Annotated in this window: 26 protein-coding genes and 1 pseudogene; 11 read left to right on the top strand and 16 right to left on the bottom strand. The window is 64.2% G+C overall.

Going from position 1 to position 21,649, the window contains the following annotated elements:
- Positions 1 to 6: 6 nt before the first annotated feature.
- A complete protein-coding gene (locus ACVIJ6_RS21795) occupies positions 7 to 762 on the top strand; it encodes a YqcI/YcgG family protein (protein WP_456774369.1) in 756 nt (251 codons plus the stop codon).
- Positions 759 to 1,076: a cupin domain-containing protein gene (locus tag ACVIJ6_RS21790; RefSeq protein WP_456774368.1), complete on the top strand. Its 318-nt coding sequence runs from the start codon at positions 759 to 761 to the stop codon at positions 1,074 to 1,076. Before ACVIJ6_RS21795 ends, ACVIJ6_RS21790 begins: the two co-directional genes overlap by 4 nt.
- An 11-nt stretch (positions 1,077 to 1,087) precedes the next feature.
- Here ACVIJ6_RS21790 and ACVIJ6_RS21785 read toward each other — a convergent pair whose 3' ends face one another.
- On the bottom strand, positions 1,088 to 1,276 hold the full coding sequence (locus ACVIJ6_RS21785) for a hypothetical protein (RefSeq protein WP_041750924.1): 189 nt from the start codon (positions 1,274 to 1,276) through the stop codon (positions 1,088 to 1,090).
- A gap of 436 nt (positions 1,277 to 1,712) precedes the next feature.
- On the opposite strand from ACVIJ6_RS21785, the gene ACVIJ6_RS21780 reads away from it, so the two are divergent.
- Complete coding sequence (locus ACVIJ6_RS21780; RefSeq protein ID WP_210264094.1) at positions 1,713 to 1,946, top strand: DUF6894 family protein; 234 nt, start codon at positions 1,713 to 1,715, stop codon at positions 1,944 to 1,946.
- A gap of 172 nt (positions 1,947 to 2,118) precedes the next feature.
- Here ACVIJ6_RS21780 and ACVIJ6_RS21775 read toward each other — a convergent pair whose 3' ends face one another.
- Complete coding sequence (locus tag ACVIJ6_RS21775) at positions 2,119 to 3,174, bottom strand: hypothetical protein (RefSeq protein ID WP_456774367.1); 1,056 nt, start codon at positions 3,172 to 3,174, stop codon at positions 2,119 to 2,121.
- Positions 3,175 to 3,412: 238 nt separating this feature from the next.
- Between ACVIJ6_RS21775 and bamA the strand changes: the two genes are divergently transcribed.
- Positions 3,413 to 5,743, top strand: coding sequence for an outer membrane protein assembly factor BamA (gene bamA / locus ACVIJ6_RS21770; protein WP_456774366.1), 2,331 nt, complete (start codon positions 3,413 to 3,415; stop codon positions 5,741 to 5,743).
- Positions 5,744 to 5,810: 67 nt separating this feature from the next.
- On the opposite strand, the gene ACVIJ6_RS21765 is transcribed toward bamA, so the two are convergent.
- Complete coding sequence (locus tag ACVIJ6_RS21765; protein ID WP_456774365.1) at positions 5,811 to 6,245, bottom strand: hypothetical protein; 435 nt, start codon at positions 6,243 to 6,245, stop codon at positions 5,811 to 5,813.
- A 259-nt stretch (positions 6,246 to 6,504) separates the two neighbouring features.
- On the opposite strand from ACVIJ6_RS21765, the gene ACVIJ6_RS21760 reads away from it, so the two are divergent.
- Complete coding sequence (locus ACVIJ6_RS21760; protein WP_456777049.1) at positions 6,505 to 6,861, top strand: hypothetical protein; 357 nt, start codon at positions 6,505 to 6,507, stop codon at positions 6,859 to 6,861.
- Positions 6,862 to 6,922: 61 nt separating this feature from the next.
- Here ACVIJ6_RS21760 and ACVIJ6_RS21755 read toward each other — a convergent pair whose 3' ends face one another.
- The gene (locus tag ACVIJ6_RS21755) at positions 6,923 to 7,528 is read right to left on the bottom strand and encodes a DUF6456 domain-containing protein (protein WP_456774364.1); all 606 of its coding nucleotides are present in this window, start codon (positions 7,526 to 7,528) and stop codon (positions 6,923 to 6,925) included.
- 53 nt (positions 7,529 to 7,581) lie between these two features.
- Positions 7,582 to 8,106 (bottom strand): GcrA family cell cycle regulator, encoded by a 525-nt coding sequence (locus tag ACVIJ6_RS21750; RefSeq protein ID WP_456774363.1) that lies wholly within the window; start codon positions 8,104 to 8,106, stop codon positions 7,582 to 7,584.
- A 163-nt stretch (positions 8,107 to 8,269) separates the two neighbouring features.
- Here ACVIJ6_RS21750 and ACVIJ6_RS21745 point away from each other — a divergent pair, with 163 nt between their 5' ends.
- Together ACVIJ6_RS21745 and ACVIJ6_RS21740 are read left to right on the top strand one after the other, a co-directional pair.
- Positions 8,270 to 8,890 carry a LexA family transcriptional regulator gene (locus tag ACVIJ6_RS21745; RefSeq protein ID WP_012045735.1) on the top strand — a complete coding sequence of 207 codons (621 nt, stop codon included), beginning with the start codon at positions 8,270 to 8,272 and terminating at the stop codon, positions 8,888 to 8,890.
- 117 nt (positions 8,891 to 9,007) lie between these two features.
- Positions 9,008 to 9,283 carry a hypothetical protein gene (locus ACVIJ6_RS21740; protein ID WP_456774362.1) on the top strand — a complete coding sequence of 92 codons (276 nt, stop codon included), beginning with the start codon at positions 9,008 to 9,010 and terminating at the stop codon, positions 9,281 to 9,283.
- 96 nt (positions 9,284 to 9,379) lie between these two features.
- Here ACVIJ6_RS21740 and ACVIJ6_RS21735 read toward each other — a convergent pair whose 3' ends face one another.
- A complete protein-coding gene (locus ACVIJ6_RS21735; RefSeq protein WP_456774361.1) occupies positions 9,380 to 10,354 on the bottom strand; it encodes a quinone oxidoreductase family protein in 975 nt (324 codons plus the stop codon).
- Positions 10,355 to 10,574: 220 nt separating this feature from the next.
- Between ACVIJ6_RS21735 and ACVIJ6_RS21730 the strand changes: the two genes are divergently transcribed.
- The 3 genes from ACVIJ6_RS21730 (at position 10,575) to ACVIJ6_RS21720 (ending at position 12,928) form a co-directional block, all read left to right on the top strand.
- Positions 10,575 to 10,835: a hypothetical protein gene (locus tag ACVIJ6_RS21730; protein WP_456774360.1), complete on the top strand. Its 261-nt coding sequence runs from the start codon at positions 10,575 to 10,577 to the stop codon at positions 10,833 to 10,835.
- A gap of 256 nt (positions 10,836 to 11,091) precedes the next feature.
- Positions 11,092 to 11,418, top strand: a complete 327-nt coding sequence (locus ACVIJ6_RS21725) for a DMT family transporter (RefSeq protein WP_456774359.1) — start codon at positions 11,092 to 11,094, stop codon at positions 11,416 to 11,418.
- Positions 11,419 to 12,706: 1,288 nt separating this feature from the next.
- Positions 12,707 to 12,928: a hypothetical protein gene (locus ACVIJ6_RS21720; protein ID WP_456774358.1), complete on the top strand. Its 222-nt coding sequence runs from the start codon at positions 12,707 to 12,709 to the stop codon at positions 12,926 to 12,928.
- A 43-nt stretch (positions 12,929 to 12,971) separates the two neighbouring features.
- Here the strand turns inward: ACVIJ6_RS21720 and ACVIJ6_RS21715 are convergent, their stop codons facing one another.
- From ACVIJ6_RS21715 to phnG, 9 genes and pseudogenes are all read right to left on the bottom strand, one after another.
- Entirely contained in the window at positions 12,972 to 13,580 is a 609-nt protein-coding gene (locus tag ACVIJ6_RS21715) for a pyridoxamine 5'-phosphate oxidase family protein (RefSeq protein ID WP_456774357.1), read from the bottom strand.
- Positions 13,558 to 14,203, bottom strand: a pseudogene (gene phnN / locus ACVIJ6_RS21710) (phosphonate metabolism protein/1,5-bisphosphokinase (PRPP-forming) PhnN). Before phnN ends, ACVIJ6_RS21715 begins: the two are co-directional and overlap by 23 nt.
- Positions 14,200 to 15,357, bottom strand: coding sequence for an alpha-D-ribose 1-methylphosphonate 5-triphosphate diphosphatase (locus ACVIJ6_RS21705; protein WP_456774356.1), 1,158 nt, complete (start codon positions 15,355 to 15,357; stop codon positions 14,200 to 14,202). The pseudogene phnN and the gene ACVIJ6_RS21705 overlap by 4 nt, the downstream one beginning before the upstream one ends.
- A 14-nt stretch (positions 15,358 to 15,371) precedes the next feature.
- On the bottom strand, positions 15,372 to 16,070 hold the full coding sequence (phnL, locus tag ACVIJ6_RS21700) for a phosphonate C-P lyase system protein PhnL (protein ID WP_456777048.1): 699 nt from the start codon (positions 16,068 to 16,070) through the stop codon (positions 15,372 to 15,374).
- A gap of 11 nt (positions 16,071 to 16,081) precedes the next feature.
- Complete coding sequence (gene phnK / locus ACVIJ6_RS21695) at positions 16,082 to 16,876, bottom strand: phosphonate C-P lyase system protein PhnK (RefSeq protein WP_456774355.1); 795 nt, start codon at positions 16,874 to 16,876, stop codon at positions 16,082 to 16,084.
- Entirely contained in the window at positions 16,869 to 17,753 is an 885-nt protein-coding gene (locus ACVIJ6_RS21690) for an alpha-D-ribose 1-methylphosphonate 5-phosphate C-P-lyase PhnJ (RefSeq protein ID WP_456774354.1), read from the bottom strand. The genes phnK and ACVIJ6_RS21690 overlap by 8 nt, the downstream gene beginning before the upstream one ends.
- On the bottom strand, positions 17,750 to 18,853 hold the full coding sequence (locus ACVIJ6_RS21685; protein ID WP_456774353.1) for a carbon-phosphorus lyase complex subunit PhnI: 1,104 nt from the start codon (positions 18,851 to 18,853) through the stop codon (positions 17,750 to 17,752). The genes ACVIJ6_RS21690 and ACVIJ6_RS21685 overlap by 4 nt, the downstream gene beginning before the upstream one ends.
- A 3-nt stretch (positions 18,854 to 18,856) precedes the next feature.
- Positions 18,857 to 19,468: a phosphonate C-P lyase system protein PhnH gene (phnH, locus tag ACVIJ6_RS21680; RefSeq protein WP_456774352.1), complete on the bottom strand. Its 612-nt coding sequence runs from the start codon at positions 19,466 to 19,468 to the stop codon at positions 18,857 to 18,859.
- The gene (gene phnG / locus ACVIJ6_RS21675) at positions 19,468 to 19,920 is read right to left on the bottom strand and encodes a phosphonate C-P lyase system protein PhnG (protein WP_456774351.1); all 453 of its coding nucleotides are present in this window, start codon (positions 19,918 to 19,920) and stop codon (positions 19,468 to 19,470) included. Before phnG ends, phnH begins: the two co-directional genes overlap by 1 nt.
- A gap of 131 nt (positions 19,921 to 20,051) precedes the next feature.
- On the opposite strand from phnG, the gene phnF reads away from it, so the two are divergent.
- The gene (phnF, locus tag ACVIJ6_RS21670) at positions 20,052 to 20,777 is read left to right on the top strand and encodes a phosphonate metabolism transcriptional regulator PhnF (RefSeq protein ID WP_456774350.1); all 726 of its coding nucleotides are present in this window, start codon (positions 20,052 to 20,054) and stop codon (positions 20,775 to 20,777) included.
- Between the two features lie 29 nt (positions 20,778 to 20,806).
- On the opposite strand, the gene ACVIJ6_RS21665 is transcribed toward phnF, so the two are convergent.
- Positions 20,807 to 21,649, bottom strand: coding sequence for a phosphodiesterase (locus tag ACVIJ6_RS21665; RefSeq protein WP_456774349.1), 843 nt, complete (start codon positions 21,647 to 21,649; stop codon positions 20,807 to 20,809).

Below are 21,649 nucleotides of genomic sequence, written 5' to 3'. Positions count from 1 at the left end.
GTGAGTATGTCGCGTTTGTTTTTAAGGAAGGACGAGGTTCGAGCCAGCTATCGCGTCAGCAGCTGGCAGAGCGTCCTGTTTTCGGAGTTCGAAGCTCAAATGAGCAGCGATGCTCGCCCTTTTCCCTGCATCTTTGGCGTCGCCGGCTATCGGCAGGATCAGCTTCGCTATCTGTTTCTCGATCCTCTCGACACGGACGCTCTCGGCAAGCAGCTCGCACTGTTCGTATCGGAATCTCGTTCGCACGGACCCAACACCTCGCTCGTTCTGTTCACGCGGCCTCGACCGGTTCAAACGCTCGACGCCTACTACAAGAAGTTCTGGCGTATCCTCGATCAACTCGCGCGCATCGACAAACAACCGTGGCCGGCACACATCCCGCAAACCATCGACGATCCGATGTGGGAGTTCTCGTTCGCCGGGGAGCCGATCTTCGTCGTCTGCAGCACGCCGGCGCATGTGATGCGGCAGAGCCGGCGCTCGAGCGCCTTCATGCTCACGTTCCAGCCACGCTGGGTGTTCGAAAAGATCCTCGGCACCGATCGGGCTGCAGCGAAGGCTTTCGGCGAAGTGCGCAAGCGGCTCGCGCCGTTCGACACGACGACGGCGTCACCGCTGCTGGGGCGCTACGGCGATCCGGAAGGCCGGGAATACAAGCAGTACTTCCTCTACGACGAAAACGAACCGCCGCCAGCCTGCCCCTTCCACAGGCTCGCGCAAACCAAGCTGCCTTCGGTCGAAGACAAGGAGCAGGCCGCATGACCCAGATCATCGCTGGAACGAAGACGGAATTCGCGATTGATCCCGACATCCTCGCGCTGTTGCCCAGGCAGGGCTGCATCGAGTTGCAGCATGACGCGGCAGGCAAGGTCCATCACTTCCACACCCACCCGGTCGACGAGATCCTCGTGGTGATCCGAGGCCGGTTGACCTTCCGATGGGAGGGCGGCGAACGCATCTGCACTGCTGGCGACAAGATCCTGCTGCCGGCCGGGACGCTCCACGAATCGGAAGCCCTTGACGACGCAGTCTACGCGATTGCGACGCAGCCGCCCGCAGCTGACGCGAGCAATTAGGGAAGGTGAGGTCAGGACAGGGGACGATCGGTTTCCGAGTTGTGCTCCGAGGTGAGCCGCTCGACCAGTTCGACGACTTCGATGCGCTGGCCCGGAGCCAGCTTCAGGAACGCCTTCAACAATCGAAGGCTTTCCACGGCATCGCTCGATGGGGCTCCGAGCTTCGCGTGCAGCTCCGCGATGAGAGTGGGATTCTTCATCTCGCACCTATAACAGGAAACAACTATGGCAGTCCTAAGCAAACGAGAAGGCCTTGCACGCAAGGTAGATACTGCAGCAATCGAAGCTGAAAGTCTTGGTCTGACGACAGCGACCCTAATCCTCAGAATGGCCCGCCTGGAAATCGACCGCGCGGAACCCGACGAGGTTGAAACTATGCCAGCGAACAACTCCTGCAGCAAGCCGAACTGACCAGATGGTCGATTTCGGCGGCACAATTTGAGCTTTTTGGCAGTTTCTGATCGCCGATGCCAGCGAAAATGGTCGATTACCGAACCAGGAAGGGGAAATCCGGCGGAGGTAAGCTTGTCCTCCACATTAGAGGTCTTCTATAGTTTACGCGCGAAGACAATGGGTTGCGGATCCTCCGCTGCGTTCCACAGCCTGATTTCTCGCGGACAAGGCGGCAGGAAGACCATGCAAACATATTATTTTGACATGAAGGACGGCATTCCGACCCGAGACCGAACCGGCCTCGAGTTTGCCACGCGAGCGGGAGCCATCGAACACAGCCGGGATCTGGCCCGGCGGCTACGCCACGATCCCCGCATCACGGATCGGCGGTTGTCGATTGTTGTTGTTGATGAATCCGGCGCCGAAATCCACCGAGAGCCGGTCTATCCCGCTGTCGCCAAGGCCAGCCTCTCCTGATTTCAGCCGGACGCCGGAGACGTCCGCCCCTGCGGAGCAGCATTCTACTTTCGATCTACGCAACGCATTATCCACAATTTTTAAGCGCAGAAGCTGCGTGGCCCCGCTTCGTCCATACGCCGCCTGCGCCGATCTCGTGCGAACCGGCCGCTCGTAATCAATCGCCGCCCGCTCATTGCTGCTTCTCCCAGAATGAGAGCAATCCCTGGGAGGCGGAGCCGCCGATCACGCAGGGAATTCCGACCGCCACCTGTCCGAGCGCGGCTGCAGAGACGCAGCCCAGCGCCAGAGCCCCTACCCCCAGCTGGCCCCAGAAGTCCATGTTGCGGCGCGCATCCGACCCTTTGGTCTTGAGCTCCTCGACCGCAGCCACGGCATCCTTGCGAACAGCACCGAGCTGAACCGTATCGGCCGCTTCGACGACTTCGGCCAGGGGCGCCTTGATCGGCGCCGATTGTCGCCCCAGCTCGCCGCGCAGATAGTCCCGCAAGGCTGCATCCCGCACCGAGTAGCTGGCGAGCGTATAACGCGCCATGCTGCCGATCGTGAGCTTGTCGACGGTGTCGCGGCTCTTCGACCACGGCAGCATCTGCACGATGCGCTGAATCGGCACGTACGAGCCGGTGGCAAAGTAGTAGCCCCAGAGAATATCGAGCAGATCCTGGTGGGTCGCGTAGCTCAACCTGGTATCGAGCTTGCGCTCCTCCTTCTTGAACGGATTCTGCGTGATCGCCCCCCGCAGCTTGTCCATCATACCTGGCTTGGCTTCCTCGAGCGGAATCTCCAGCAAGGTCTGCTGCGCGCCGCTGAGATAGCCTTCGATCATGACGCGGCGCCCCGGCATCTTCGGCGCGACCTTGCGCATGAGATTGCGCCAATCCGGCAGACCGGAATAGGCGATCGCCCGAACGATCACCCACTCGTCCTCGGGAGGAACGGGGAAGAAACTGTTGACGAGCTGCTCGGCCTTGGCGGGATTGGACCCGATGGCACCGGCGATGAAGCCGAGATAGATGCCTGCGTTCTCAGGTTCCTTGAACGTCTGGGAATGAAACATCACACGGACGGCAGCCGGCACGTGAGCGTAATCCGGCTTGGTCCGATAATTGTAGATCCATTGCTGGACGACGGCGAGCGACGTCTGCGGATCGATCTCCGGTGCAGCCGCAGCGGCAAGAGCCGATTGCATGAAGCTACAAAGGATAAGGGCCAGCGCGATCACTCGCATTGTCTGCTCCCGATGTCTGCTCACAATGACATGCGCCACAATCAGCATCTGCAGATCCGGACGCATGAGCAAAGCAGCAATCCTGTGGATCGACTCTGCGTCCTTTCTGCGACGTCCAGAGCTTCACATTCGCGCGAACCGTCGCTCGCCGGACTACAGACCAACAACTCACCACGGCCGCGACATGATTTCGCCCTGCGCCCGCACTTGCATCCGGGCGATGGACGAGCACGCAGCGATGACAGCGGACAACTCCGGACGCACCAGGCGGCGCGGCCTCGACGCAGTTCGTAAGCACCTGCTCCCCGTCGCGGTATTGGTCCTGATATCGGCCATCTCGGCACATGCGGCTACGGAGACGCTTGCCGTGCTGGGCAACCGCCGGATCGATGCCGATACGGTGCGCGCCTACTTCCATGCCGATGCCAACGGTCACTACGACGCCTCCGCGCTGGATTCCGGTCTGAAAGGCCTGGTCGCAACCGGCCTGTTCGAGGACGTGTGGATCGACCGCGCCGACGGGCGTGTCGTAGTGCGCGTCTCGGAGGCAAAGGTGCTTGATCGCGTCGCCTTCGAGGGTAACAAGAAGGTGAAAGACGCCGAGCTCTCGGCTGCAGTTCAGTCAAAGCCGCGAACTGGACTGCAGCGCGCAACCGTGCAGGGCGACGTGGCCCGCATCATCGAAGCCTATCACCGTGTCGGACGCAACGACGTCCGCGTCGTCCCCGAGATCATCGATCGCGGCAATGAACGCGTCGACTTGGTGTTCACGATCACGGAGGGCAAGAAAACGCCTGTCCGAAGCGTCAGTTTTGTCGGCAATCATGCCTATGGCGCGCGACAATTGCAGGCCGTCATCAAGACATCGGCGACGCACCTGTTGAGCTTTGTCACCGGCGGCGACGTCTATGACCCCGACCGGATCAATGCGGATCGCGAACAGCTGCGGCAATATTATCGAAACCACGGCTATGCCGATGCCGAGGTAACGAGCGTCAACGTCGATTATGACCGAGCGACCAGCGGCTTCGATGTGACATTCGCCATCGCGGAAGGTCCCCCCTATCGGTTCGGCGCCATCGAGTTGTCGTGCAACGTCCCGGAGCTGGACTGCAAACGCTTGCGTTCCCTGCTGCTGGCGCAGAAGGGTGACGTTTTCGACGACGGCAAGCTCGTCAAAACGACGGAAGCGACGACGGCGGAGCTCGGCAGGATCGGCTTTCCCTTTGCGCAGGTCGAGCCGGTCATTTTGCGCGATCCTGCCGCCCATCTCGCCGGCGTCCGCTTTCAGGTCGACCAGGGACGGCGCACCTATGTCGAGCGGATCGAGATTCATGGCAATTCGCGCACACGCGACGACGTCGTGCGGCGCGAGTTCGATTTCAGCGAGGGCGACGCCTACAACAAGACGCTCATCGACCGGGCCGAGCGGCGCTTGAGGAACCTGAACTACTTCAAGACCGTCAAGATCTCCTCGACGCAGGGTTCGTCCCGTGATCGCGTCGTCCTGGACGTCGAAGTGGTCGACCAGGCGACAGGCGACTTCAACGTGTCCGGCGGCTATTCCAACACCGATGGCCTGCTCGCGGAAGTCAAGATCGGCGATCGCAACGTGCTTGGAACGGGCAACACGGCGCAGGCGGCGTTCACCTATGGCCAATTCGCGCGCGGCGCCAATCTGTCATTCACCTCTCCCTATGCTCTGGGACGCACGACGCCCGGGATCGAACTGTTCGCGCGGCAAAGCGCAGCCACCACGTTTCAAGCCTTCGGCAGCAATACCTATGGCGGCGCGCTGACGCTTGGCATGCCGGTGAGCGAGCAAACCGCCATCCTCTGGCGCTATTCGCTATACGACCAGAACGTCGTCCTCTCCCCTGGCACAAACCCGGCCGCGGTGTCGCCGGCCGTCCGACAGGCCACCTCGGCTGGGCGGCAGCTGGTGTCGCAACTCGGGCATTCCGTCACCTACAGCACGCTCGACAACAACAAGATCCCGACCAACGGCATCCGCTCGCAACTGAGCCAGGATCTCGCCGGCCTCGGCGGCGACGTGCGCTTTCTGCGGACCACCGAAGACGTCCGCTACTATCGATCGATCAACAACGACCTGACCGGCATGGTGCGCGCCCAAGGGGGTTATATCACCGGCTGGGGCGGTCGGCAGGCGCCCCTTCTCAACAGCTTCTTCGGCGGCCCGACCATGGTGCGCGGCTTCGCGCCTGGCGGCTTCGGCCCCCGTGATCTCACCGCAGGCTCGACGCGGGACAATGTCGGCGGCAGCGTCTATTGGGCGACCACCGCGGAGCTGCAAAGCAACATTCCGGGGCTGCCGCAGGAGTACGGCCTGCGCGCATCGGCCTTCGTCGACGCCGGAACCGTATTCGGCTATCGCGGCCCGACCCAGAACCTGCAGGTCGCAAACAAGAACGTCATTCGCTCATCGGTCGGTGTCGGGATGACCTGGGCGTCCCCGTTCGGGCCGCTGACGGTCGACTACGCGGTGCCGCTAAGCAAGGCCGCCTACGACGTCGTCCAGCCGCTGCGCTTCAGCGCCGGCGGCTTCTGAAGCCAGGCCGCTCCCTACCCCGATCATGCCGACGAGCGCCGACGCGAAGCGCGCGGCCGGACGAAGCTCAGTACGGTTGATAGTAGTGGACGCGCGGCCCGTAATAAGGATGGCCGTAATAGGGATGGCCATAATAAGGACGGGGCGCGTAGTAGACCGGTGGAGGCCCGTAATAGCCCGGTCCCGCATAATATCCCGGCCCGCCGTAGTAGTAATCGTCATCATGCTGATGCGCAGCGATTGCACCGATCGTTCCGATCATCGCGCCCATGATGGCGAGGCCGGCTGCGGGATTGCCATGGTAGTGGCGACGATAACGCCGGCGCGCGCTGAAATCGGTCGCATCGCTCGACGTCGCATGCGTGAGCACCAGCTTGCTGGCCGATCCCGACGATCGCGCGAGCACGGTCGTCGGCTCGACCGTCGTCGCGATCAGCATCGCCATGGCCGCGAGTGCGATCCTTTGCCCAGCAGGCCTCAACCGAAATTGTCCGTTGACCATGTGATCCCCCGTCTCTTCCTTCTCCCAATCAAACAAGGCGGAGAGCCTAGCGTCAACCAGGGTTTTCGAGTCGGTGGTCAAGCAAGTGCCTTAGGGCGTGATTTTTTCATAGACCCACAAGAGTGCTTAGACGCCGCAGCACGCATTCGGTTCATTGTTGGAGCGCAGCAATTTTTCACGAACCAACTGCGCCGCATCGGAAACCAATGCTTGCACGCTCAAGCCCCTATCCGATGAGGCACTGCCGACAGGAGACGCGATGACTTCACGACTGCAAAGCTTGATATTCGCCGCCCTCGCCATGCTGACCGTTCCCGCGGCAACGGCGATCGCTGACGAGAGCAAGATCTCGCTGTTCAAAGTGGTGACCGTCAAGGACGAGATCGTCATCGGGCTCAGCTCCGAGGAGATGAGAACGATTGGCGGAAGCGACGCCGGCGCGATCGCACACGCATTGGCGCAGAAAGGCGACCTCACGGCTTGGCAATACAACGTGCACCGCGGGCCCAATGGTGAGCTGCAGATGACCCCCTCTGCCAAGATCGCGCTGCTCGCTCATGCGTCGCTCCGGATCGAGCCCTACAGCACCACCTACATCGCGGCACCGCACCCTTGACCCGAGAAGGACGGCCAGCGCTCGCGGCCTGGATCATGCCGCGAGCGTTTGCCGGCTGCTGCTAAGACGGCGGGTCGGCGTGATGCCTCGATTGCAGCGGGTGACCGTTCGCCCTGGAAATGCGTTCATTGGACATTCCATAGAGCACGGCCAGCCGATCGAGACATTCCTTGAACCGGCGCGCGAAATAGTCGTTCCAGCGCTGGCTGGACAGCCCCCGCTTGTGCCCGACCTGCTCCATCGTAAGGCCATGCACCAGGATGTCATGGACGATCGCCGCCCCATCCGCGCCGAGTTCGCGCTCGGCCCGGTTCAGCCGGACCATCGCCTGACGCTGGCCTTCGGTCACGAGTTCGCGGCCCTGCGCGCCGTCGACATGATCACGCGAGGGGTCAATGGCCTGAGGTCCCCGCTCCGCCCGCTCCCAATCGTTCTGGAAGGCGCGTCCCGACCGATATTGCGCTTCGTCCAGCTGCTTGTGCGCGTGCAGGCGGCCGAGCGGATCATTGCGGACCGATCGGAGCGCAACGATTTTCTCCCCTGGCTCGCGCGCAAAGGGATCGTCGATCTCGACCGCGACCACCTCCGCATTCCTGGGCAGGTCAAGCGCGCGACGGTCGTGGCTCTTCGAGATGCGAATCGACTTGCTGCGTTTCGGACGCGCCATATTCCTTCTCCGTCATGCTGGTTGAAATCAGGTCTGGTCAGCTGCGCGCGTGATCACGCCGCCGCCACGAGCCGCAGCACCAAAGGGCGCGTCGGACGCTCTGCAGTGACCTCCGGGTTGCGGGTGAGATGAAAATGCGGGGTGCAGTAGCTTGCGCCGGGCTGCCGCGGATGACCGCAGAACGTGATGGGGTCGTCGTCCCGGTCGCCGCCATAGGGATAGCGGCAGTCGCCTGCCTCGAGTTGCTCGAACGAGAGCAACCTGGGACTGATGCCGACGCAGCGAAGCCGGACTGGCGCCGGCGCTGCCGCGGGCCTGACAATCTGATCTCTGGTTGCAGTCTCCCGCCCGCCGGTTCCCGCGGCGACAGATCGCGGTCTGGGTTCGGGACCGCGGGCCGCTTGCCGGACCACCGGCGCGAGCCCCATTCGCTTGCCCCGGCCCAGCGTCGCATTGCGCGTATAGGTGGTACCGAATTGCGCATTCAGGGCCCGCGCAATCTCGGCATAGGACAGTCCTTTGGCGTGAAGGTCACGCAACACCATTGAATGTTGATCGGGCCAATCGGTGGACTGCATTTTCGCCTCTTCGTCTGCGTGGGGAGGCCCGGGGCGGTATCGCCACTGCGCCTTCGCCCCGGACCGGCTCAATTTCCGATATTCCGAACGAAAAGTCAAGCTTGAGTTCTGATTATCGGAAACATATGATGCGCCATCAGATTCGCAACGGAGGTTTGGAGCCATGTTGGACGTCGCCATGATCGAGCGTGCCCTGGAGAAGCCGGGGAAGACGAAGGGGGGCCTAGCCCGCGCCATGGGCGTGCGCCCCGGGGCGGTCTCCGAGATTCTCGGGGGACAACGGCTGATCAAGGCCGCCGAGATTCCCCTGATCACGGAGTACCTGGAACTGAACTCCGTTCCGATCATGGGACGGGTGGGCGCCGGCTCCGTCATCGAGCCGGAATATGAACAGGTGCCGGCGGAGGGACTCGGCGAGGTGGCCCTGCCCTTCCCGATTTCGGAAGAGACCATCGCGTTCGAAGTGTCCGGCGATTCGATGCTGCCGAAATATGAGAACGGCGACGTGATCGTGGTGTATCGTGAGCAGCGGCACCCGCTGTCGAGCTTCTACGGCGAGGAGGCCGTGGTGCGGCTCAAGACCGGCGAACGCTATCTGAAGACGATCGAGCGCGGCAAATCGTCAACCCTGGTCAATCTCAAGAGCTTCAACGCCAAGCCGATCCTGGGCGTCAAGCTGGACTGGATCGGCGAAATCTTCGTGACCCTGCCCCGCGGCCAGATCCAGCGGATGCGGAGCAAATCGGCCGCCCGCGCCAGGGCAGCGCGGTCGTCCAGCAAGTGATGGCGGATTGACGCCGATAGCGAGGGCTTGAGCGCCGCCGAGGAACGCCATTGACATTTTTCTGTTTATCAGAAATAATGTCGCTCCAGGATATGGCAGTCTCCGAGGCGGCGCTGCATGCAATATTTCGTCGTGATGATCGACTACGGCCGTCGTGGACGGGAGGCCGTGGTCGATCCTGAGATGACCCGGCGCGAGATGATTGCACGCGTCGCGTCGGGAGAATTTGCGAATATCAGTTTCATTCACGAGATCCGCGACCACGCGGTCGAGGACATCACTGCGGACGTGATGGCGCAGGCTGCCGTTCCCGAACTCGACGAAGCAACGATCGACATGCAGGCCGCGCAGTTCGATCACCGCCGCGACCTGCGCAAGCACGAGCAGGTCTGAGCGGGTATGCCGCTCTCGTGTTTCGGCCGGAGGTGACGGCGGGTCCGCCAGAGCTGCTGGCCGACCCACAATCTGAACGCCCTCGTCGACCCCGGGTCAGACCAGGAACACCGTCGATCCCGTAGTCTTGCGAGCGGCGAGGTCGGCGTGAGCCTTGGCGGCGTCCTTGAGCGGATAGGTCTGGTTCACTTCGATCTTCACCGCACCGGACTTGACGACATCGAACAGCTCGTTCGCCATGGCCACCAGGTTCTCGCGCTTGGCCGCGTAGGTGAACAGGGTCGGCCGGGTCACGAACAGCGAGCCCTTCTGGGCAAGAAGGCCGAGATTCAGCGGATCGACCGTGCCGGATGACTGGCCGAACGACACGGCGTAGCCGAGCGGCGCGAGGCAGTCGAGCGACTTCAGGAAGGTATCCTTGCCGACGGAATCATAGACCACCGGCACCTTCCTGCCTGCCGTGATCTCGTCGACGCGCGCGACGAAATCCTCGCGCGAATAGACGATGGTGTGATCGCAGCCATGGGCCCTGGCCTGCTCGGCCTTCAGGTCGCTGGAGACAGTGCCGATCACCGAGGCGCCGAGATGCTTGGCCCACTGGCTCAGAATGAGGCCGACACCGCCCGCTGCGGCGTGGAGCAGAATCGTCTCGCCAGCCTTGACCCGGTAGGTCTGACGGATCAGGTATTGGACCGTCAGGCCCTTGAGCATCATGGCGGCGGCGGTCTTGTCGTCGATGCCATCGGGCAGCTTGAGCAGTTGCGCTGCCGGAATGAGCCGCGCCTCGGAATAGGCGCCGAGGGGCGACGAACCATAGGCGACGCGATCGCCGACCTTGAGGTCGGTGACCCCCTCCCCCAGTTCCTCGATGACGCCGGCGCCTTCGCTGCCAAGTCCGCTCGGCAGTTGGACGGGATAGAGGCCGGAGCGGTTGTAAATATCGACGAAATTGAGCCCGACCGCGGTGTGACGGATGCGGGCTTCGCCGGGCCCGGGCTTGCCGACGGTGACGTCCTCCCAGACCAGAACCTCGGGACCGCCGGTCTTGTGGAAGCGAATGGCGTTTGTCATGATTGTTTGTCCTCCCTGTTGGACCATGCCGCCCCGTTCGGCGGCATCATGGCCGTTCCTGAACGGTGTCGCGCTCGCGCGCGACCGAGACAGCGCTCTGTCGTAGCCGCTCGCGCCGCGGTTTGGCAATCAGCTTTGCCGCAGACCGTCCCTCGACCGGGCGTGGCAGGAACCGCCGATACAGTCGCGCGTTCACAGGCGAAAGCGGAGGACACGTCCCATGCCGCCCAAGAAGCGTCGCGAACTGATCAGGCCGGCGATCCTGCTCGAGCTTGCTTGTCATACGTTGATGGGCACCACGCTCGGCCTCGGCTTCGCCTTCGCACTGACAGAGCTCGATGCGTTCGGAATCGCGAGCCTGATCACGCACAGTGTCGAGCCGATGATGACGGTCGCGATCTTCGTGAGCGTCATGACGCTGTCCTTTGCCGTCGGCGCGACGCTGACGGGCTTTGTCCTCACGATGATGGAAGAGAGATAGGTCTAGCAGCGGCGTCACCGCCCGCCATCACACAGCCGGTCTTGATTACCGCTTGAGGCGTCGGATCTCTGAACGTCAGCTCCGTGGCCAAGGGCCGTAGCGCCTGTCATATGCGCGTCGCGCAAACGAGGCAGATGGACTGCAGGTTCGACCGGCGCGGAGATGACGGAATGGCCGGACTTTGTCGGGCGATTGTCCCACAGCTTCGACAGACAGGCGGCACTGCCGGTGCCGCCGCGCGTTCAGGCTCGCCGCAATGATGAATGGCTGGCTCGCTCTGTTGACCGCCGGCCTGCTCGAGATCATCTGGGCGCTGGGCCTGAAGCATTCCGACGGCCTCACGCGCTTCTGGCCGAGCATCGGAACGGTCATCGCGATCCTTCTCAGCTTCGCGATGATGTCGCTGGCGCTGAGATCATTGCCGTTCGGCACCGCCTATGCGGTATGGACCGGCATTGGCGCGGCCGGGAGCATCATTGTCGGCATCGCCATCTACAGCGAGCCCGCCGACCCGATGCGGCTGTTCTGCCTGACGCTGATCATTGCCGGCATGGTCGGACTGAAGTTGAACTCTCCCGTTTGATCCAATGACCGGCCTTCGCCAGGAGCGCGCCAGCTCGACGCCGCCGAACACGCCGAGCGCAAGCACGAACGGCAGCAGGTGATAAAGGCAGCGAAAGATCAGCAGCGCCGCGAGCAGCGGCTCCTGATCATCACCGCCCAGACCCAGCAGGATGGTCGCGTCGAACAGCCCGATACCGGCCGGCGCGTGGCTGGCGAAGCCGAGTAGCGTGGCGGCGATGAACACCGCCATCATCCGCGAGACCTCGATGCCGAGTTCAGCGGGAATGAGGACGTACATCGCCAGCGCCGCCATGGTGAGATCGAACAATCCGACGACGATCTGCAGCAGCACGGCCGGGCCGGACGGCAGACGGACCGGCCAGCGCGTGCTCCGCCGCCCTGGCCAGCTCCATACGACGAAGGCGACGACGCCGCAAAGCAGTGCTGCCGCGATGAGCCGATTCAAGGTCGGCGGCCAATACGCGACCCAGCCGAAAGCATCGGGATCGATCAGCAGGCTCAAGCCAAGCGCGGTGAGATTGCCGAGCCAGAATGTCAGCCCGGTGAGGAAGCTCATATTGGCGATGTCGATCGCGCCGAGCCGATACGGCGCATAGATCCGATACCGCACCAGTGGCGAGATCAACGCAACCGCGCCAATTCCGTGCGCGATGGGGTAACTCGTGAAGCTGCCGAGCGCGGCCGCGCGATAGGGAATGTCGGGACGACGGATTGTCCGCAGCGCGAACAGATCGTACAGCGTCAGCCCGGCATAAGAGAGCGCGATAAGAACCAATGCGATCGCGATGAGATGCTTGTCCGTAGCCTGTGCGATCGCAAGCACATGACCGACATCGAGCTTCTTGATGGCATGTGTGAGGACATACACCGCCACCGCCGCGATCGAGAGGCTCAGGATCAGCCCGCCCAGGCTGCGCCACCAGTTTTTGCGGTTCACAGGCAGCAGCTCATCATTCATGTCAACCATCAGCGCGCGTTCCGAATCAAAGGTGCGCACCAGCCGGTTCGAGCGCGAAGACGGCGCCGTTTGACACACCGATGTGACAGCGGCGTTACGCCCGCGGCGAATGATCTGCCTTAATTTTCTCTTAACAACACGCGACGATTCACGATTTCCAACAGGGTTGGCTGCAATGCAGAACCCTGTCGAGATCATTCAAATTTGAATTAATTTACGCGCGGTTCGGGCGTAATGAGGCGGCCGTATCACTACGGTTGCTGGAAGGTCGCATCTTCGTCACGCGGCTTCCCTAAGACGAATGCGGGACGTCAACATTCGAGGCAGCATGAACGCGGAATTCGAACAGGAACTCACGCCGGATCAATGGGAGACGCTGAAGGCGCTCCGCATTCCCGCGCGCGACCGCCGCCGGCTGAATGGCATGATTGTCGAACAGCTCGTTGCGCTTGGACTCGCAGCCATCGACAACGGCGCTGCGAAGCTCACTCTTGCCGGGCGCAAGGTCCTCGTCAGGGGATCCTCGCGCCTGCTCGACCTCGCGGCCTGATCGTCGCGCCGGATAGCAACTGTGTCTTCGAGCCGCGCCGAAATCACCACATCGATTTCCGCGCGCGCTCGGGCCACTCACGGTCATATGCCGCACCGTCGATATCGGCGGTCATGGCGGCCAGGATCTGGCCCGGCGTCGGCAGCTCTCGCGGATCGACGCGCTTCTCCGGGTTCCAGAGATCGGCACGAACAATCGCCCGCGCGCATTGAAAGTAGATCTCCTCCACCGTCATGACGAGCACTGTGCGCGGCAACTTGCCTTCCATGCGGAACGATTCCAGCAGGTCCGGCGCCGTCGACAGATGACCATGCCCATTGACGCGCAGCGTGTTGCCCGATCCCGGAATCAGGAACAGCAGGGCGATACGCGGATCGCGCACGATGTTGCGCAGGGAATCGACCCGATTGTTGCCGCGGCGATCGGGCATCATCAGCGTCTTCTCATCGTGAATTCGGATGAAGCCCGGAAGATCGCCGCGCGGCGAGCAATCGAGGCCTTCGGGGCCGCAGGTCGCGAGCGCTGCGAAGGGTGATTTCTCGATCATCACGCGATAGTGCGGTGTCACACGATCGGCCACCTTGGCCGTCGAAGCCAGCCCGGTCTCGCCATAGATCGCTTCGAGCTGCTCAATCGTGGTGATGATCGACATGGCTGCCTCCTTCCGTGGCTCCGACCGGCGTTGCCTCACGCGGCCCCCCTGATTATCTGCGCCAGCCTGTGGCCGTGCGCCTCGGGATCACCGACATTGATGATCGTCACGTCCGCCGCGACGGCGTCGTCGCTCACCGCGCGCTGGAGGCGCTCGCTGATATCGCCGTCGCTTGGGCGATGCCGCTTGCCGAGACGCTCGGCGAGAACGTCTGCCGGCGCCGTGATCGTGACGACGATGACATGGGCGTAGCTGCGCCGTGCGGCTGCGACGACGGTGCGCGAGACATTCACGGCGACGGTGCGCCCCGCCAGGATGTCGTCATTGATCGACCGAGGCACACCGTAGCCGTGCCCATGCGCATCCCAATGCAGCGCGAACTGACCGGCGTCGAGCGCCTCGCGAAAGCCGGCTGCGCTCATTTCCAGATTGTCCTCGAAGGCGGAGGCCGCGCGGGTGACGATCCGCTGCGGAAACACGACACGGTCATCCCCGGCGCAGTCGCGGCGCGCGACGTTGAGCAACGTATCCTTGCCCGCGCCGCTTGGCCCGACCACCAGCACCAGACGCCCCGGTCCGAGCTTCTCGCGCAGATTCAGCCCTACGGCCGCCGCGTCGCTCATGCCACCCGCAATCCTTCCCGCCAGACGCTGCGCACCACTGGCAACTGGCCCGCGACACGGACGCGGATCAGGTCGGCACGTTTGCCCGCGGCGATCTCGCCGCGATCATGCAGGCCGACAGCGTCGGCCGGAGCCTTGGTCACCGTGCGCACGGCGGCTGCGAGGTCGATGGCCGGCACCCGCTGCGGCAGCTGCAGCGCGCCCATCAGCAGGCTCGACGGCACGTAGTCCGACGACAGGATGTCCAGCAGACCTTCGCGGGCGAGGTCGACCGCCGCGATATTGCCGGAATGCGAGCCGCCGCGAACGACGTTCGGCGCCCCCATCAGAATGCTGATGCCCGCCTCGTGCAGGCCACGCGCCGCCTCCATCGTGGTCGGAAATTCGGCGACCGCGATGCCGTCCTTGATCGCATCCGCAACGTTCTCCTCGGTGGTGTCGTCGTGGCTGGCCAAGGGCACGTCGTGGGTCTTGGCCAGCGCAACGATGTCCCGCATGTTCGGCGCAGCATAGGCCTGCTGATACGCAAACCGTCGCGCGAACATCACGTCGAGCTCCGCGTCCGTCTTGCCGCCGCTCTTGCCGCGGTAGTAGTCGCGCAGCTTGCCCTCGTCGCGGAACTGCCGCTGGCCCGGCGTGTGGTCCATCAGCGACATCAGCCGCACGTCCGGGCGCCCCGCCAGCTGCCGCGCCTCTTCGACCACCGTAGGCATCGGAACCTCGCAACGCAGATGCAGGAAGTGGTCGGAGCGCAGCAATCCGCCGTTGCGGGCCGTCGCGATCGCCTCGGCCAGGACATTGGCCTGACCATCGACGCCCTCGGCGCCCTCCTCGGTCCACACGCGTAAGGAGTCGAGAACCGTGGTGATGCCGGCGGTCGCGAGCTGCGCGTCATAAGACACGACCGCCGCAACGGGATCCCAATGCACCTTCGGGCGCGGCACGACGTGAGCCTCGAGGTGATCGGTATGCAGTTCGACGAGGCCCGGCATCAGCAGATCGCCGTCGACATCAAGACTGCCGGCCGGCGCATCGCCTTCGCCAAACTCGACGATCCTGCCACCGGCAACGGCCACCCAGCCCTGCTCGATCACCCGATCCGCGAGGACCAGCCTGGCATTGCCTATTACCGTGTCGGACATGTTCGCGCTCATCTGCAATCTTGCCTCTATGCCGCCGCTGCGAAGGTCGTCACATCGACCGTGCGATCAGCAATATGTTCACGGATCTCATCGTCATGCACGATCGCGAGCATCGCCACGCCGTCCCGCTTCTTCGCCGCGATGAGGTCGACGACGACGGCGCGGTTGGCAGCGTCCAACGAAGCCGTCGGCTCGTCCAGCAACAGGATCGGAACGTCCGAGATGAAGCCGCGCGCGATGTTGACACGCTGCTGCTCGCCGCCGGAGAAGGTCGACGGCGGCAGGGACCATAACCGCTCCGGAATGTTCAGGCGGCCGAGCAAAGCGCCGGCGCGAGCACGGGCCGCGTCGCGCCCCAGGCCCGCCGCAAGCAGCGGCTCGGCCACGACATCCAGCGCCGGCACGCGCGGCACCGCGCGCAGGAACTGGCTGACATAGCCGATCGTCTGCCGCCTTGCATTCAGGACCAGTCGCGGTTCCGCGCCGGCAAGGTTAGTCATCTCGCCCTGGTGCCGAACGGCGATCCGGCCGCCGTCGCAGCGATAATTGCCGAAGATCATCTTCAGGATCGACGACTTGCCGGCGCCCGAGGGCCCGGACAACACGACGCACTCCCCGGCCTTGACCTGAAACGACACGCCGCACACCACCGGCAGCGAAATGCCGCCCTGCAGATGCATGGTGAAGGTCTTACGGGCATCCTCAATATCGATCATCACGGTCATTGCGGTCGGGCTCATGGCGGCAGGATCGAGGAGACGAGAAGCTGTGTGTATGGCTCGCGCGGATCGTCGAGCACCTGGTCGGTCAGGCCGGTCTCGATCACCCGCCCCTCCTTCATGACCATCACACGATGGGACAACAGCCGAGCAACCGCAAGATCATGCGTGACCACGATCGCCGCGAGGCCGAGCTCGTTCACGAGGCTGCGCATCATGTCGAGCAGGCGAGCCTGAACCGACACGTCGAGTCCGCCGGTCGGCTCGTCCATGAACACCAGCCGCGGCTCGGTGACGAGATTGCGCGCGATCTGCAGCCGCTGCCGCATGCCGCCCGAATAGGTGCGCGGCGCATCGTCGATGCGGGCCACATCGATCTCGACCCGCTCCAGCCAGGACGATGCCGTCTGCCTGATCCGGCCGTAATGATTCCAGCCGACCGCCATCAGCCGCTCGCCGACATTGGCGCCGGCCGACACCGCCATGCGCAGCCCCTGCGCCGGGTCCTGATGCACATAGCCCCAATCGGTGCGGAACAGGAAGCGGCGCTCGGCCTCGCCGAGATCCGCGAGATCGCGCAGCACGCCGTCGCGCATGCGGTAGGACACACGGCCCGCGCTCGGCGCAAGCTGCGCCGACAGCATCTGCAGCAGCGTCGACTTGCCCGAACCGGACTCCCCGACGATGGCGAGCACCTCGCCGGGATAGAGCACGAACGAGACGTCGCGGCACGCCGCGAGGCGGCCATAGCTCTTCGAGAGCTCTTCGGCGACCAGCAGCGGCTGATCGGACGAGCGGATGACCTCAGACATGAGCGCCCTCCTTGTGCGGCGCGGCGTTTTGCGTACCGCGATGCCCGGCGGCCTGGCGCCCCTCGCAATAGTCGGTGTCGGAGCACACGAACATGCGGCTGCCCTTGTCGTCGGTAACGATCTCGTCGAGGTAAGAATCCTCGGCACCGCAGAGCGCGCAGGGTGCGTCGAACTTGTAGCGCGTGAACGGATGATCCTCGAAATCGAGCGACACCACCGACGTATAGGGCGGGATGGCATAGATCCGCTTCTCGCGCCCTGCCCCGAACAGTTGCAGCGCCGGACAGTTGTCCATCTTCGGATTGTCGAATTTCGGCGTCGGCGACGGATCCATCACGTAGCGCGCATTGACCTTGACCGGATAGGCATAGGACGTCGCGATGTGCCCGAAGCGCGCAATGTCCTCGTACAGCTTGACATGCATCAGGCCATATTCCGCCAGCGCGTGCATACGGCGCGTCTCGGTCTCGCGCGGCTCGAGGAAGCGCAGCGGCTCCGGAATCGGCACCTGATAGACCAGCACCTGCCCCTCTTGCAGCGGCGCCTCGGGAATGCGGTGACGGGTCTGGATCACGGTCGCCGCTTCTGTCGAGGTCGTCGTGGCCACGCCCGCGGTCTTGGCGAAGAACTTGCGGATCGAGATCGCGTTGGTGGTGTCGTCGGAGCCCTGGTCGATGACCTTGAGCACGTCGGCCGGGCCGAGAATGGCCGCCGTGACCTGCACGCCGCCGGTGCCCCAGCCATAGGGCATCGGCATCTCGCGGCTGGCGAACGGCACCTGATAGCCGGGAATGGCGATCGCCTTCAGGATCGCGCGACGGATCATCCGCTTGGTCTGCTCGTCGAGATAGGCGAAGTTGTAGGTCGGCGCGTTCATTCCGCGGCCTCCTTCATAGCAGGCTCGGCATTGGCCTCGGCGAATTCCCGGCGCAGCTTGCGCAACAGGCCGAGCTCGGACTGGAAGTCGACGTAGTGCGGCAGCTTCAGATGCTCGACGAAGCCCGTCGCCTGCACATTGTCGGAATGCGACAGCACGAACTCCTCGTCCTGCGCGGGCGCGACCAGATCTTCGCCGAGCTCGCGCGCGCGCAGCGCGCGATCGACCAGCGCCATCGACATCGTCTTGCGCTCGCTCTGGCCGAAAGCGAGGCCATAGCCGCGCGTGAAGCACGGCGGCTCGGTCGCCGAGCCCTTGAACTGATTGACCATCTGGCATTCCGTCAGCTCGATCGAGCCGAGCGGCACGGCAAAGCCGATCTCTTCGGCGAAGAATTCGACCTCGACCTCGCCGAACCGGATCTCGCCGGCGAAAGGATGGTTGCGGCCGTAGCCGCGCTGGGTCGAATAGCCGAGCGCCAGCAGAAAGCCTTCGTCGCCGCGCGCCAGATTCTGCAGGCGCAGGTCGCGGCCGGCTGGAAAACCGAGGGGGTCGCGCGTCAGGTCGCCGACCGGCGCACCTTCCTCGGTCTGCGGCGACGGCTCGATCAGCCCGTCCTGGCCGAGGATATCGGTCACGCGCGGCGTCGGCGCATTCGACGCCTCGGCGAGCGCCGGTGCATCCGGATCGGTGGCCGCTGCAAGCTGCGGATCGAGCAGCCGATGCGTGTAGTCGAAGGTCGGCCCCAGCACCTGCCCGCCGGGAATGTCCTTGAAGGTCGACGACACCCGCCGCTGCACCCGCATCGCGCCGGTCTCGACCGGCTCAGTCGCGCCGAAGCGCGGCAGGGTCGCGCGGAACGCCCGCACCAGGAAGATCGCCTCGATCAGATCGCCACGGGCCTGCTTGATCGCAAGTGCCGCCAGCTCCCGATCATACAGCGAGCCCTCGCTCATGACGCGATCGACCGCGAGCCCGAGCTGCTCTGAGATCTGCGCAAGGGACAGCTCCGGCACGTTCCGGTCGCCCCGGCGCTCATGCGCCAGCAGCCGGTGCGCATTCTCGATGGCGCGCTCGCCACCCTTGACGGCGACATACATGCCTCAACCTCCTGCAGCGGCGAGCCGCGTCGTGCGCGGGATCGCGACCAGCGAGCGACCGTCGACCAGGATCACGTCGATGCCGCGTGGAAACAGAGCTTCGTTGATGGACAACCTTGCAAACAGATCGGCGGGCGCGATCGATGCGCGAAGCGACACCGTGCCGTCGATCCCCGGCCCTCGCAGCTGACATATCGGCCCGGCGGAGAGACTCGCCACCTGCAACACCAGTGTCGTCGAGCGATCGGGATAGTCCGCACTGCCAAGTGCGAAGCTGCGCAGATCCGGAAGCTGCGCGGGCGCCGCAAACAAGGCGAAACTTGCAAGGGCGGGATCGGCGACGATCGGAGCCCCGGTGTGAAACTTGAGCCACGCATTGACCTCCGGCGCACCTGACAAGAGGGCGTCGAGCCAGATCGGCGTCTCCTGATCGAACAGCGTCAGGGCGATGGCGGCAACACCGGCCATCATCGACAGCGGCCGGCCGACGCCGTCCTCGACCTGCATCACCCGCCCCGGACGCGCCATGGCTTCCATCACCGTACGGAAGGTCGCCTGCGCCGACAGTACCTTGTCGGCGAAGCCGGGCTGCAGCGCGTGATCCAAGCTCTGCATCATCCTTCTCCGCGAACCATGGTGTAGAAATCGACGCGCGTGGCCGCCGCCTGCGCGGCCGTCCGACCCCGCGCCGCGCACATCTCGGCCCGCAAGGGCGTTACGACCTTGGCCTCGATCGCGGCGGCATGATCAGGTGATTGGATCAACGCGTCACACAGCGCGATCAGGCGCGCCTTCTCGCCGTCACGGCCGAGCGCATAACCGAAGCCGACCTCGCCGCTGTGAAGACGGATGGCCGCGCGCGACACCGTGGCCTCGCCGAGATTGAATGGCGCACCATCGCCGCCGATGCGGCCGCGCACCATGACGAGACCGTTCTCCGGCGCACGCAGCTGCTGATAGGGCGGCAGAGGCAGCTCTGCCACGCGCCGCGCGATGTCGGCTGCCGGTGCGTGCGACAGCACTTGCATCGCCCCCTGGCGTCTCTCCTGCAACGTATTGCCGCTCATGTTGCCTCTGATGGCCACTCTCGATCTTGCCCGGCTTAAGTTGTCTATGATAATAGACAACTTGATAAGAGAGCGCCATGACTGTTTGATGACATGGACGTGATTTTCACCAGCGCAGGCGGGACATCCGAATGAGCATGCCGGACGCCGATTCAGGCGTGGCCCTATGGCGACGGGTCGCCGACGGCATCGAGCGCGACATCGCCGGCGGGCGGTTCGCGGCCGGTACGCGCCTGCCCGGGGAAACCGAGATCGCCGAGACCTATCGCGTCAACCGCCATACGGTGCGGCGTGCGCTGGCGATGCTGGCCGAACGTGGTTTGGTGCGAGCCGAGCGCGGCAGCGGCACCTATGTGGAAGCGCCCCGCCTGTCCTACCCGCTGCGCTCGCGTACGCGTTTTTCCGAGATCGTCGGCGCCGGCGGGCGTGAGCCGCGCGGACAGCTGATCGCGAGTTCGGAGGAGCCAGCAACGCGCGAACTCGCCCGCGGTCTGGCCTTGAAGACCGGCACGCCGCTGATCCGCATCGAGGCGTTGCGCTTCGCCGACAAGACGCCGATTTGCGTCAGCACCTCCTGGCTCTCGGCCGAGCGCTTTCCGGATGCCGCGCGGATCTTCGCGACAACCCGCTCGATGACGGCGCTGCTCGCGCATTACGGTATTCGCGACTACCGCCGTGGCAAAACGCGTATCACTGCGGCGATCGCAGACGCCAGCGATGCCGCGCGCCTGGACCTTGCGTTGGGCCGCCCGGTCCTGGTCGTCGATAGCACGGACATCGACGCGGACGGGACGCCGCTCGTCAGCAAGCGCTCGCGCTTCGCCGCCGAGCGCGTCACCTTCGAGGTGGAAGCCTAGCGCAAGGTTCTGCGACCGCGACCGGGCGGTCAGTCGATCAGCGTGCCGTCCGCGTTGAAGAACGGATGCGGCCCACCGAAATCGCCGATCGGAATCTGATGCGTGACCAGCATGCCGAACGCCGCACCGGGAAACCAGGCATGCAGATGGAAGGCCGGCGGCTCGATTTTGAACGACGGCGGCTGGCGCGCCGCGAGGTCGAGATCGACGGCGTGGTTCGGCGCTGGACAGATCGTACAGGGGACGCCGGCAAACCTGGTCAGCGTCGCCCGATGAACATGGCCGCACCCGATCAGTTGGACGCGCGGATGCCGTGCGACGATCTCGGCCAGAGCGTCGGCATTGCGCAGATTCTGCCGGTCCATGTGCCAGATGCCCGCGGCAAAGGGCGGATGATGCAGGAACAACAGCGCCGGCCTGTTCGCGCGAGCCGATAATTCGGCGTCCAGCCAGCGCAGCGTCTCGTCGTCGAGCTCGCCATGCGGCTGACCGGGAACGCTGGAGTCGAGAAGAAGCAGATCCAGATCGGCGAGCTCGACGCGCCGGTTCAGCGCGCCAGACGGCGTCGCGAAACAATGATCCGGAAAGGCGGCGCGCATCAGCGCGCGGGAATCGTGGTTGCCGGGAACGGCGACGAAGGGAATGCCGAGACCTGCCAGCAGGCTCTTGAGATGATCATACTCCGCCGTCGACGGCGTGTCGGCGAGATCGCCGGAGATCACCACCAGATCGACCCGGGGGACGAACCTGTTCAGCTCATCGACGCAGCGGCTCAGTGCCAGCGCCGTATCGACCCGGCGATAGGCCAGATGTCCGGGCGCCTTGACGTGGAGGTCCGAGATCTGGGCGATGATGATGGGGCTCTTCGTCAT

It is taken from the genome of Bradyrhizobium sp. USDA 4369 (assembly GCF_054056435.1).
The sequence above is the reverse complement of the archived record's forward strand: the minus strand, read 5'-3'. Positions and strand labels throughout refer to the sequence as shown.